The 12,544-nt window shown below is 60.0% G+C and carries 12 protein-coding genes; 9 read left to right on the top strand and 3 right to left on the bottom strand.

Annotation, left to right across the window (positions count from 1 at the left end; translation table 11 throughout):
• Positions 1 to 11 precede the first annotated feature (11 nt).
• The 4 genes from PH552_RS07150 (at position 12) to PH552_RS07135 (ending at position 4,369) form a co-directional block, all read left to right on the top strand.
• A complete protein-coding gene (locus PH552_RS07150; protein WP_183761144.1) occupies positions 12 to 641 on the top strand; it encodes a DnaJ domain-containing protein in 630 nt (209 codons plus the stop codon).
• Positions 642 to 870: 229 nt separating this feature from the next.
• A complete protein-coding gene (locus PH552_RS07145; RefSeq protein ID WP_483315483.1) occupies positions 871 to 2,361 on the top strand; it encodes a lipopolysaccharide biosynthesis protein in 1,491 nt (496 codons plus the stop codon).
• Between the two features lie 95 nt (positions 2,362 to 2,456).
• Entirely contained in the window at positions 2,457 to 3,272 is an 816-nt protein-coding gene (locus PH552_RS07140; protein WP_183761147.1) for a galactosyl transferase, read from the top strand.
• Positions 3,273 to 3,310: 38 nt separating this feature from the next.
• Positions 3,311 to 4,369: an acyltransferase family protein gene (locus PH552_RS07135; RefSeq protein WP_183761149.1), complete on the top strand. Its 1,059-nt coding sequence runs from the start codon at positions 3,311 to 3,313 to the stop codon at positions 4,367 to 4,369.
• A gap of 8 nt (positions 4,370 to 4,377) precedes the next feature.
• Here the strand turns inward: PH552_RS07135 and PH552_RS07130 are convergent, their stop codons facing one another.
• On the bottom strand, positions 4,378 to 5,706 hold the full coding sequence (locus PH552_RS07130; protein WP_183761151.1) for an aminotransferase-like domain-containing protein: 1,329 nt from the start codon (positions 5,704 to 5,706) through the stop codon (positions 4,378 to 4,380).
• Positions 5,707 to 5,807: 101 nt separating this feature from the next.
• On the opposite strand from PH552_RS07130, the gene PH552_RS07125 reads away from it, so the two are divergent.
• The 5 genes from PH552_RS07125 (at position 5,808) to PH552_RS07105 (ending at position 10,706) form a co-directional block, all read left to right on the top strand.
• Positions 5,808 to 6,785, top strand: a complete 978-nt coding sequence (locus tag PH552_RS07125; protein ID WP_183761153.1) for an ABC transporter substrate-binding protein — start codon at positions 5,808 to 5,810, stop codon at positions 6,783 to 6,785.
• A 46-nt stretch (positions 6,786 to 6,831) separates the two neighbouring features.
• Complete coding sequence (locus PH552_RS07120) at positions 6,832 to 7,722, top strand: ABC transporter substrate-binding protein (RefSeq protein ID WP_183761156.1); 891 nt, start codon at positions 6,832 to 6,834, stop codon at positions 7,720 to 7,722.
• Positions 7,719 to 8,663, top strand: a complete 945-nt coding sequence (locus PH552_RS07115; RefSeq protein WP_285165785.1) for an amino acid ABC transporter permease — start codon at positions 7,719 to 7,721, stop codon at positions 8,661 to 8,663. The genes PH552_RS07120 and PH552_RS07115 overlap by 4 nt, the downstream gene beginning before the upstream one ends.
• Entirely contained in the window at positions 8,660 to 9,451 is a 792-nt protein-coding gene (locus PH552_RS07110) for an amino acid ABC transporter ATP-binding protein (RefSeq protein WP_246698436.1), read from the top strand. The genes PH552_RS07115 and PH552_RS07110 overlap by 4 nt, the downstream gene beginning before the upstream one ends.
• 73 nt (positions 9,452 to 9,524) lie before the next feature.
• The gene (locus PH552_RS07105; protein ID WP_183761160.1) at positions 9,525 to 10,706 is read left to right on the top strand and encodes a M20 aminoacylase family protein; all 1,182 of its coding nucleotides are present in this window, start codon (positions 9,525 to 9,527) and stop codon (positions 10,704 to 10,706) included.
• Between the two features lie 173 nt (positions 10,707 to 10,879).
• Here PH552_RS07105 and PH552_RS07100 read toward each other — a convergent pair whose 3' ends face one another.
• Both PH552_RS07100 and PH552_RS07095 read right to left on the bottom strand, forming a co-directional pair.
• Positions 10,880 to 11,056: a hypothetical protein gene (locus tag PH552_RS07100; RefSeq protein WP_169643266.1), complete on the bottom strand. Its 177-nt coding sequence runs from the start codon at positions 11,054 to 11,056 to the stop codon at positions 10,880 to 10,882.
• 156 nt (positions 11,057 to 11,212) lie between these two features.
• Positions 11,213 to 12,223, bottom strand: a complete 1,011-nt coding sequence (locus tag PH552_RS07095; protein ID WP_183761163.1) for a LysR substrate-binding domain-containing protein — start codon at positions 12,221 to 12,223, stop codon at positions 11,213 to 11,215.
• Positions 12,224 to 12,544: the final 321 nt, after the last annotated feature.

Here is a 12,544-nt window from a genome sequence, read left to right as displayed (position 1 = left end):
CAGGAGTTGGAGTGACTGATCCATACGATATTCTCGACGTTGCACGCGATGCGAACGAAGAGCAGATCAAGGCGGCTTATCGCAAGCGCGCGAAGGCGGCCCATCCGGATTCCGGCGGCGACACGGAGGCTTTTGCCAAGCTGCAGAAGGCCTACGAGCTGCTTCTCGATCCCGTGCGCCGCAAAGTGTTCGACGATACCGGCTATGATGTGGAATTGACCGATGCGGTCGACCTGCAGGCGCTGGTCGCCATCGAAAAACTCATTACCGAGATAGTGCTCGACGAGCGCGAACCTGGAACCTTCGACCCGGTTGCCAAGATGCGTGCCAGTCTTCTCGAAGAAATTCGCAAGGCGAATTTCAGCAAAAGCGAGCTCGAGCGGCATTCCAGCCGCATCGGCCTCCATCTCGACCGGCTTGGCAAGCGTCCGGGCAAGGATGTGGTCGGCCATATGCTGCGCGCCCGCATCAGGGCGATCGCGACCGCCATCAGTGAAACGGAAGCGAAGATCGGCGCCAGCGAACGTGCCTGCGATATGCTCGAAGGTTATCTCTACGTGATGGACGAAACTCGAGAAGAGCGCGATGCAGCACCGGAGATCGAATGGGACGAGCCCCACGTCCGCTCCGCCGCACAGTAGCAATAGTGCTTTTTCGGCCGTCCCGAGGAGGCGGATTTCGCGTTTGCCTTGATGGTGCGATCAATTTCGGCAACGCAATGTTGCAATGCAACAATTATCCCTAGACAAATCGAGGGGCTGGCCTAGATCATGCATCCGTAAGCCGTCCTGCCGATCGGGCGATAGCGGCACGGCGCAATTTGCGGACGTCGGAACCCCGGCTCCGAGATCTGGACGACGAGGTATGCGTTTGCTGATTTCCGAAGCGGATGAAATCGTCTTTGAACATCTGAGCGAAAACCGCTCGCGGGCCGCTTTGAGGGGTGCCTTCTGGTCGGCTCTGGATACGATGATCCCGACGGCGCTCAACAGCCTTGTCTTCATTGTTACGTCGCGCTTTCTTCTGCCGCAGGATTTCGGCCTGGTCGCGCTCGCCTTCGCCATCGTGAGCTTCACCGCCGGCTTCGGGCCGACGGCCTTCGGCGAAGCATTGATCCAGCAAAAATCCATTCGGCGCAGTCATCTTGATACGGTTTTCTGGCTGTCCTTCCTTTCCGCGGCTATCCTCTATGCCGCGCTGTTCCTGCTTTCACCCCATCTTGCCCATTGGGTCGGACATGACGAGATCGTCAGCCTGCTGCTGATCATCGGGCTGAAAATCTTCTTCGACATGATGATCATCGTCCCCAATGCCCTGATCGGCCGGACCATGTCCTTCCATCTGGCGGCGGCGCGGACCGCGATCGCCACGATCGTCTCGGCGTCCATCTGTCTGGCGCTGATCTTTGCAGGCTTCGGCCTCTGGGCGCTTGCAATCGCCCAGATCGCGGCTCCGGCGGCCGCCTGCGTCGCAGCATTCTGGGGCGCAAGATGGCTGCCGGGTTTCAGGATCAAGCTTTCGAGCCTGCGCGAATTGCTGCATTACGGCATCTATGCCTCAGGCAACCGCTTCCTGCAGACCATGAATCTCGACCAGCTGATCATCGGCACCCTGGTGAGCCCGGCCGCCCTTGGTATCTACAATTTCGCCCGGCGGCTCTACGAGATGCTCAACAATGTCCTGTCGGGCGGGCTGAATTCGGTCAGTCACGTGCTGCTCTCCTCCCTGCAGCATGACAAGGACAAGGTGCGCGAAGCCTTCCTCATGGCGACCTTCGGCTGCTCGCTGGTATCCTTCCCAGCCTTCATGGGGCTTGCAGCCGTTGCCGACGATGCCATTCCCCTGATCTTCGGACCGCATTGGGCAGCCGCCATCTGGCCGGTCCGCTTCTTCTGCGTGATCGGGCTGATGGCCGGGATAGGCGTCATCCAGGCCTCCCTGATCACGAGCCAGGGCAGGTCCGACTGGTGGTTCTATTATCAGCTGGTGCGTAACGTCGTCTCGATCTTGACCGTTCTTCTTCTTCACAAATACGGCGTGGCGACCGTCGTCTTCGGGCTTATGGTGGGCGTGCTGCTGCTGTGGCCGGTGACGCTATGGATGGTCTCGCGATTGATCGGCCTCAGCATCGCCGAATATTTCGGCCAGTTCCTGCGGCCGATAGCCGCCTATCTCGGCATGCTCGTCGCAGTGCTGGCAACCTCGTCGGCCTTGTACGACTGGTCGCTTGCAGCCCGTCTGATCTGTGAAGTCCTGGTCGGCGGCCTTGCCTATTCGGGCCTTATCCTCCTCCTGTGCAAGGAGAGGATTCTCTTCCTCGCGCGGACGACACTGCAAGGTCGCCGCGCAAAGGTACAGTAGCAGGCCATGGCGAACGGCACATCGAAGCGCGGCAAATCCCGGATGGATCCTTTCGGTCACCGCAATAGCAATGGCAAATGTCGGAAAGGCGCATCATGACACTGGTTACGTTCATCATTCCCGTTCGCCACCAGGCCAATTCCAACGATTGGCCCGCGCTGAAACGGCGGCTGTCGCAAACGATCGCCTCGATCTCCGGACAATCCAATGGCAACTGGCGCGGCGTCGTGGTTGCCAATGAAGGCGCCGATCTGCCCGATCTGCCGCCGAATTTCTCGGCGGAGCGGGTCACATTTCCCCCGAACCAGCTGCACGACATCAACGGCGCCGACCGGGAGAAGGTCTACGACGCATTCCGGCTGGACAAGGGCCGCCGCGTTCTGAGCGGCATGCTTTCTGCGCGCGACACCCGCTTCTTCATGATCGTCGACGACGACGATTTCGTCAGCGCCAACATCGTCGATTTCGCGGCTAAAAATACCGACGCCAACGGCTGGAAGATCGACCGCGGCTATCTCTGGAACGAGGGCGGCCGGCTGCTGCTGCACCATAACGACTTCGCCAATTACTGCGGCACATCGCTGATCATCCGCTCCGACCTCTACCGATTGCCGGCAAGCTTCGCCGACGCCGAGGTCGATTACATCAAATCCATGCTCGGCAGCCATGTGCGCATCGGCAAGCTGCTGGCCGATGCCGGCTCTCCGCTCGGATCCCTTCCCTTCCGCGGCGCGATCTATCGGGTCGGCCATGCCGGCGCCCACAGTAAATCCTCCGGCCTGATCAGAACCCATTTCCTCAATCGGTCCGTCCTCACAAATCCCCGCCAATTCCTGGGCAATCTTTCGCGGGTGCGCCCGCTCGATCGAAACTTGAGAACCGAGTTCTTCGGCGCGCGCGCCGTCGGGTAGCCGAGGCGCAATCCTTCCGCTCAACGAGGTTTCGATCAATGCCGGCTGACGCAACGAAACACAGATACGCCGCCCTGGATGCGATGCGCGGCCTGGCGGCCTTTGCCGTCGTCGTCTACCACCTCGATAGGCCCTATGCGCCTTCGGCCTATATTGCGGTCGATTTCTTCTTTGTGCTCAGCGGCTTCGTGATCGCCAGAGCCTACGGTGAAAAGCTCGCCGCTGGCATGACCGTTCTTGCCTTCATGAAGGCGCGCTACGCACGCCTCTATCCGCTCTTCCTCATCGGCAGCGTTTACGGCCTTTTGCAATTGCTGCTGCATTGGCAGGCGGCAGGCGTCGGGCGTGCCGATCTGAGCGCAAGCATCCTCACGACGCTTTTCATGCTGCCTTCGCCGAGCTTTCTGACCCGATCGGCTGGTGACATCTGGGCACTCTATCCGCTGAATGGTCCGGCCTGGTCGCTATTTTGGGAATTGCTGGCCAATCTGGTATTCGCGCTCGCGCTGTTCCGGCTGAAAACACGAAGCCTGATCCTCATAGCCGCCGCATCTCTGGCGCTGCTGATCGGTTCGGTCCTCTTCCACAAATCGCTCGATCTCGGCTGGGAATGGCGCTCGGTGGACGGCGGTCTTGCCCGTGTCTTCTTCTCCTTCACGCTCGGAATGATCATCTATCGACTGCGAAGCAGCGCAGCGCTTGGCTGGACCATGACCAGCTATGCCGCCCTGCTGCCGATCGCGGCGATCTCGGCCTTGCTGTTTCTTCCGACCTATTCACTGAAATATGCGCTTGTTTTCTGCATCCTGATCTCGCCGCTCATCGTCCTTGCCGGCACGATGCTCGAATTGCCGGCCAGCCTGCAGCGGCCCGGCATTTTTCTCGGCTACCTCTCCTACCCGATCTACATGTGCCATCGCGGTTTTACCGAGATCTACGGACATCTGATGAGCGACGTCCCTCTGCCGCAGCCGGTCTACATAGCGATCTATCTCGTCGCGATTTCCGTGATTGCGTTGCTTTCGGCGAAGCTGGTAAAGTATGCGTCTGCCTGGAAGGGCGCACCCAAAAGCATTGGCGCGACGCCGAGCCGATAGATTTGTCGTCATGTATGGACGGCGGCGAGCGCGATCGCATCCGCCACTTCTTCCAGGCGATCCGAAAGATTGGCCGTCGCCACGCGCAAATGACTGCTGGGCAGAATGGAGAATTTGGCACCCGGATGCACCGCAATGCCCCTGGCGGCAAGCGTTACCATTGCAAAAGGCTCCGACGAGACCGGTATCCAGGCGCATAGTCCTTCGCCATGGTGCGCATCGACGCCACGCTCGCCAAGCGCATCGATGAGGCCGGCCCGGCGCTGCCGATAGGTCTGCCGGGCATGATCGAGACATGCAGCCGTTTCCGGATCGCGCAGCAGCCAGGCACCGGCCGCCTGCAGAATTCGGCTCGTCCAACCGGCGCTGAAGCTGCGATAGGACTGGACCTGCTCGACGATCGCCCGCGAGCTCGACAATACGGCGAGACGGAGATCCGGCCCGTGCGTCTTCGAAAACGACAGGATATGGATGACGCGATCGGGAAAGAGACGGCCCAGCGAATGGCGCGGCGCGGTCGAGATATCGGCAACGCCATCGTCTTCCACGATCAATGTATCCTTGTCGCGAAGGATGTCGGCGAGACTTTCCATCCGAGCCGCGCTCACGCTCTGGCCGGTGACAGAATGGATGCGCGGCTGGAAGATGAAAGCGACCGGGCGATACCGCAGCGCCTCTTCCAGCGACGACGGCAGCGGCCCCTCCTCGTCGCATTTCACCGGAATGATGCGCGCACCGCGATCCTCAAGAATATCCAGAAGCCGCATGCCTGTGGGGTCTTCGATCGCAACGGCAGCACCGGGCATAACCAGGGCGTTGATCACGGTATAGACGGCATTATAGCCGCCATTAGTTGCCAGAAACGCCTCCGGCTCGTAGGGCCACGTCTTCCTGACTTCGCGCTCAAGCTCCGGCAAGATGCGGCTGCGCTCGTAGCTGTTGAGATTTTCCGCCGACGCCCCATAGGCCATCGCCGCCTCCAGCTTCGGCAGCAGCTGCACATCGGGAACGGCAGCCGTGAGGTTCAGGGCGTCGGAACCATAATCGCCGACGCTTGCAAGCCGCGCCGGCTTGGCGACGAAGCGATCGCCGCTCACCCATGTGCCGTTCCTGCCGCGTCCGCTGATGATCTTCTGGCGCCTGAGCTCGCTCCAGGCTTCGGACAAGGTCGCGGGGCTGATCCCAAGGGCAAAAGCGAGATCGCGAATGGGGGGCAATTTGGTGCCAACAGGCAGCGCGCCGGCGCGAATGAGCGCGCTCGTCTCAAGCGCGATACCGCGAATGGTCCGATCGCTCAATTTTTCGGCAAACCATTTCGCGTCCCGATCTTCGCTCATTTTTCGCACCATTTTTAATGTTCAATAACGTAATAACATTTGATCGACATATATTGAACATTTAATCGTTGAGAAAACAAGTTTTCCCGCGAGTGAATTTCATGCCCCTTACTCTCCGCCTTGCCGTTCGTGACTGGGACTATATGACCCCTCTGGTGCTGGGTGACGTCTCCTCCCCCAAGCTCGATATTAGGGTGGACCGGGTCGGGACGCTGATCTCGCATGTCGGCAAGAGCGACACCTATGATGCCGCCGAAACTTCCTTCAGCCGTTACACGCAGATGCGCATTGATGGCGATGAGAGCGTGGTCGGCATACCGAACTTCATCATGCGCGGCTTCCGTCACCGCTGCGTCATCACCACCAAGGACAGCCCGATCACGAGCTTTGCTGAGCTCGCCGGCAAGCGCATCGGCGTCACCGGTTGGCGCGACTCCGGCAATACCTGGACACGGGCAGCGCTGCGCCGAGAAGGCGTCGGCGTCGAAGATGCCATGTGGTATGCCGGCCGCCTCACCGAAGCGCATCCGATCACCGATCGCCTCGACGGCTTCGGCCGCCCCGGCCGCATCGAGGCAGCACCCGGCGAGAGGCCGATGGTGGACCTCCTGAAAGAGGGCGAGCTCGATGCGATCTTCACGCCCTTCATGCCGGATGGCTATTTCGCCGGTAATTCCAGCTTCCGCCAGCTGCTGCCGGATTTCCGCGCCGCGGAACATCGCTATTTCGCCGATGTGGGCTATGTACCGGGCATGCACCTGATCGGCTTGAAGGCCGAGTTCGTCGCCGAGCATCCGTGGGTCATCGCCGAGTTGAGCGCGCTCATCGATGAATCGCAGCGCATGTGGCTCAGCAAGCGGCGCAAATATGCCGACACCACGCCCTTCATGCTGGATGAGCTGCTGAAATCGGCAACCGAGCTGCCCGAAGGCTGGGACGCGAGCGGCTTTGCCGCCAACCGCAGGATGATCGCCGATTTCGCCGGGGAGCTGCATGTGCAGGGTATCCTGCCACGGCTGATGACGCCGGAGGAACTTTTCCCGTTCGATGTTGATGGCAGCCGGACGAGCGCTGCCTGACCATCGACTGAAAAATCAGAGACGCAAAGCAAAAAGGGGAATGACCATGTCGCTGAAGAAAATGACCTGCATTGCCGTGGCAAGCCTGATGATGTCGAGTGCTGCCTTCGCCGAGGATGCGAGCCTGCCGAAACTTTCGGTCAACAAGGACCTGCAGGCAAAGTTGCCAGAGGCCATACGCACATCGGGTAAGATGATTTCCGTCAACAACGGTTCCTTCCCTCCCTATGAAATCGTCACCGGCACCAAGCTGACCGGCGCCAGCGCCGATCTGACCGATGCGATAGGCGAGGTGCTCGGCGTGAAGATCGAGCATGAAAGCGTCAGCGGCCTGCCTGCCATTCTCGCGGGCATCAACTCCGGCCGCTATCAATTCGCCTTCGGCCCCGTTGGCGATTTCAAGAGCCGCGAGGAAGCCAACGACTTCGTCGATTGGGTCCAGGAATTCGTCGTCTTCGCAGTCCAGAAAGGCAATCCGAAGGGCATCACCTCGCTCGACAGCGCCTGCGGCCAGCGCATCGCCGTCATGGCGGGTGGATCGGCCGAAAAGGTGATCCAGGTTCAGGCCGAAAAGTGCAAGACAGATGGTAAGGGCGCGATCGAGGTCCAGTCCTTCACCGATCAGCCGAGCTCGATCCTCGCCGTCCGCTCCAAGCGCTCCGACGCCTTCTTCTCCTCACAGGCCCCGCTCACCTATTTCGTGTCCCAGGCGAACGGCCAGCTGGAGCTCACGGGCGTCGGCCAGAAGAACGGCTTCGAGGATCTCTATCAGGGCGCCGTCGTGCCGAAGGGTTCTCCGCTCGGCCCAATTCTGAAGGACGCCATCAAACTTCTTATGGACCATGGCACCTATGCCGCCATCATGAAGAAGTGGGGCCTTGAGAATAACATGATCAAGGAACCCGGTATCAATCTTGGCGGGACGTTGCCGAAATGAGCACGAATGCCAGAGACATCGCATCGCCATCAGGCGATGCTGCGGAACGGGATGTGGCGAATGCCCACACGCCGTTCCCGAAGGGTCGTGTGGCGGCTTGGGTCGTCACGCTTGCGATCGCAGCCTATTGGGCATGGTCGGTCGCCCACAATGAAAACTTCGGCTGGCATGTCGTCGCCCAGTATTTCTTCGACCCCGTCGTCATCAGCGGCCTTTATGTCTCGCTCGGCCTGACCGTCGTCGCCATGGCGCTCGGCATCGTCTTTGGCCTGCTTTTGGCGATCGCCCGCATGTCGAAGGATAGGCTGGCAAGCACGCTCGCCTCGCTGTTCATCTGGTTCTTCCGCGGCACGCCACTGCTCGTGCAGCTGATCTTCTGGTATAATCTTTCGACGCTCTTCCCGACGCTATCGATCGGCATTCCCTTCGGCCCGACCTTCGTGAGCTGGGACACGAATTCGGTCATCAGCCCGATGACGGCGGCGATCGCCGGACTGGCGCTGAACGAAGCCGCCTATATGGCCGAAATCATCCGCGGTGGCCTGCTTTCGGTCGACAGAGGCCAGTTCGAGACCGCCGAAGCCTTCGGCATGACGAGAAGCCGGGCTCTGCGCCGCATCATCATCCCGCAGGCCATGCGCTCCATCGTGCCGCCGACGGGCAATCAGCTCATCAGCATGATCAAGGCGACCTCGCTCGTCAGTGTTATCGCCATGGCCGACCTGCTCTATTCCGTGCAATCGATCTACAACCGCACCTTCGAAGTCATCCCGATGCTGCTCGTCGCCGTCATCTGGTATCTGCTGATCACCTCGGTGCTGAATATCGGCCAGAGCTACATCGAGCGCTATTACAGCCGCGCCGACCGCCGCACCGGCGGGACGAAGGCGGCAACGGAGAGCGCGCCAGCGCTCGTGCCGGCACAGGAGGCGGGCCAATGAACGCCCCAATCAGTACCGTTGCCGACCTGCCGCCGCTGGTGCAGGCGCGCAACGTCCACAAGTCCTTCGAAAATCTCGAAGTCCTGAAAGGCATCGACCTCGATGTGATGCCGGGCGAAGTGGTCGTCATCCTCGGCCCTTCCGGCTCCGGCAAGTCGACCTTTCTGCGTTGCATCAACCATCTGGAAGCGATCAATCGCGGTTCGATCGAAGTCGACGGCGAACAGATCGGATATCGGTTGAACAAGGGCAGGCTGCTCAAACTGTCCAACCATGCGATCGCGCTGCAGCGGCGCAAGATCGGCATGGTGTTCCAGCAGTTCAATCTTTACCCGCACATGACGGCGCTGCAGAATGTGATCGAAGCGCCGACCGGCATCCATGGCGAGAGCCGAAAGCAGGCGACGGAAAATGCGCTGGCGCTGCTTGACCGCGTTGGCTTGTCGGCCAAGGCTCACAACTACCCTCGGCAACTCTCCGGCGGCCAGCAGCAGCGCGTGGCGATTGCGAGAGCGCTGGCGATCAAGCCGAAGCTGATGCTCTTCGACGAGCCGACCTCGGCGCTCGATCCGGAGCTCGTCGGCGAGGTCCTGTCGACCATGCGCGATCTTGCTAGCCAAGGCCTGACAATGATCGTCGTCACCCACGAGATCGGCTTTGCGCGCGAGGCTGCCGACCGTGTCGTCTTCATGGACGGTGGCAAGATCGTCGAACAGGGTAGGCCGGAGGATGTGATCGGCAATCCGCAGCATCCGCGCACCAGAAGCTTTCTGTCGCGCTTCATCTAGCGCGACACATATCATCAGTGAAGCCCGCACGCTTTATGGCGAAAAGCGGCACAAGCGAACCAATGGGAAAGCCATGACCCTCGACAACGATTTCGCCCGCCTTTCCGATTTCGAACCGATGAAGGCCGAACTGACCGGCATCCGGCGGCATCTCCACGCCAATCCCGAACTCTCCTTCGAAGAGGCGGAAACCGCGCGTTTCGTCGCCGAGAAGCTGGAGGCCTGGGGCTACGAGGTCACCCGCAATGTCGGCGGCCATGGCGTCGTTGCGCGCATGACTGTTGGAGCCGGCAAGAAGAGCATCGCGATCCGCGCCGACATGGACGCGCTACCGATCACGGAACAGACGGGCAAGCCCTATGCCAGCAAGGTGTCAGGCAAGATGCATGCCTGCGGCCACGACGGCCACACCACCATATTGCTCGGAGCTGCCGAATATCTCGCTCGTACCCGCCGCTTCAATGGTACGGTGAACCTGATCTTCCAGCCGGCCGAAGAGGCGGGAGCGGTCAGCGGCGCTCCGGCGATGATCAAGGATGGGCTGTTCGAACGCTTTCCCTTCGACGTCATTTTCGGGCTGCACAATCATCCGGGTGCTGCGGAAGGCACCTGGCTGTTGCGCTCCGGCCCGCTGATGGCGGCGGCCGATACGGTCGAGATTACCATCACAGGCAAGGGCGGCCATGCTTCGCGCCCGCATCTGACCATCGATCCCGTCGTCGTCGCCTGCAACCTCGTCGTCAGTCTGCAGACGATCGTTGCCCGCAGCGTCGACCCGACGCAGACGGCGGTTGTGACCGTCGGCGCCATCCACGCCGGCGAGGCATCGAACGTCATTCCGGAGAGCGCGAAGATGCTACTCACGGTCCGCTCCTTCGATCCGAAAGTGCGCGAGCTGCTCGAGGCCCGCATCCGCAAACTGACGGCCTCCATCGCAGACGGCTATGGCGCTAGCGCCAAGATCGACTACGTCCACGGTCACCCGGTGGTCGTCAACTCGGAGAAGGAAACAGAATTCGCACGAATGGTTGCCGAGGAGCTCGTCGGCGCTGATAAAGTCACCACCTGCGGTCTGATCCCCGGCAGCGAGGATTTCTCGCATTATCTCGAGCATAAGCCCGGCAGTTTCCTGCGCCTTGGCAATGGCTTGAATTCAGCCATCCTCCACAGCGCCAAATATGATTTCGCCGATGAGAACCTCACCGTGGGGGCTGCCATGTGGGCACGGCTGGCGGAACGTTATCTCGACGCCTGAACCGATTCTTATCTCGATCGTATCCGGCGCCAATGGCGCCGCAATAAACGACAGCCCTGGCGATAAGCCGGGGCTGATCCGTTTTCTGGATGTCATGGAAAAAGGCGGAATGCGATGCCTTCAATAGCGCCGCGGGACCTGCGAGAGCGGCACGATTCCTGCCTTCATAAATACTACTTATCGATGGATCCGAGACTATCGCCCGTTGTAGGCCCTGTATTTGCAGGCGTTTCAGTCTGCAGCCCGGTTTCCAGCTGCACATTCTGAGTCTGCATTACCCGCCATTCGTTTTCGAGGCGATCAATCACATACGTAGGAATTTCATTTCTTACGCTTTCAAGCTCTTGCATCACGACCTCCATTGTCATGCGTTACTGGCATGACATGGAGGAGTTTCTTTGTAAATCAAGGTATTAAACTATTTAAACGATTAAAATATTTTCAATCGTTTGAAATAACGCCTTCTGTGGAAAAGTTTCCTGCAGCGTTAATGCGAGATGCTGAACCTACTGGTGCGAAGCCCGGTCATCGGCGGTATCAAGGCTGGGGTGGCGAGCAGCCGACGGTTGCAATCGGCCATCGAACTCCAGATCCTGCGCGCGCCAAATCGAATCGTGCTGCTCGCGCATTGCGTCGGCAGCTTCCCGGACCACCTCGGAAATCTGCATGAGCTGCCTCGCCAAGGGGCTCGTCTTGCGCCAGATCATCCCGATCGTTCGCGACGGCTGCGGGCTCTGGAAGCGCACGGTCGAAACGGAAGCCGAACGCGTTTCCACCGCCACGGCCATCTCCGGTATCAGGGTGATGCCGATGCCGGCGCTGACCATCTGCACCAGCGTCGATAGCGAGCTGCCATCCATCAGCTCCCGAGGAACGGCCGACTGTATATTGCAGAACGACAGCGCCTGATCACGGAAGCAATGCCCCTCCTCCAGCAATAATAGCCGCATTTCGCGAAGCGCCTCCCGGTTGGGCACCGGCTTGCCCTCATCCTCGCTCGGCCGCACGAGCACGAAATTTTCGGCAAATAGGGGGATTTCCGTCAGCGACGGCTCGGATACCGGCAAGGCGACAATGGCGGTGTCGAGTCGACCTTCCTCCAGTTCCTCCACCAGTTTCGACGTCAAGGTCTCGCGCACATGGATATCGAGCCCGTCATAGATACGGGTGAGATTGCCGATGATGCTCGGCAACAGGTAGGGCGCGACCGTCGGAATGATGCCGATTCGCAACCGGCCGACAGGCTGGTTGTGCGATGCGCGCGCAAGGTCTCCCAGCTCGTCGACCGATCGCAGGATATTGCGGACGCGGCTTGCGAAAGCCTCTCCAAAATTGGTCAGCCGTACCTGGCGCGCACCTCTCTCGAAAAGATTCGTGCCGAGCTGCTCCTCCAATTCCTTGATCTGCATCGATAGGGCGGGCTGCGAGATGGCGCATACGTCGGCGGCGCGTCCGAAATGGCCGTGCCTGGCCAGAGCTTCGAAATAGCGGAGCTGCTTGAGGGTCAAATTTGTCATAAGTTCATCTTATCGCGCCAATCAGGAAATCCAACTTAAATTAATGGATAGCCTTGGTTATAGTCCCGCGGCAAAGATGAGATGCGGCCGCCTGTCACACGAAGCTCACATTGGGAGCATTGACTGCGTTCAATTCATCGATGCGCGGACTATCGGGAAAGCGGGGGCATTGGCCTTGTCGGTTTTCCGCGAATCCGCTCTATGCGAGGTCAGTACAACGAGAGATTTTCACGCGTCGGACATACCGTCGTCACGCTTGTCATAAAACCAAACGACTTACCGAGAGGGTCGCAAAATCCATCCTCCGGTCGTCACAGCCCA

Source organism: Rhizobium aureum (assembly GCF_030182495.1).
GTDB classification, from domain to species: Bacteria; Pseudomonadota; Alphaproteobacteria; order Rhizobiales; family Rhizobiaceae; genus Rhizobium; species Rhizobium tropici_C.
This window is presented reverse-complemented; position numbering and strand designations above follow the sequence as displayed.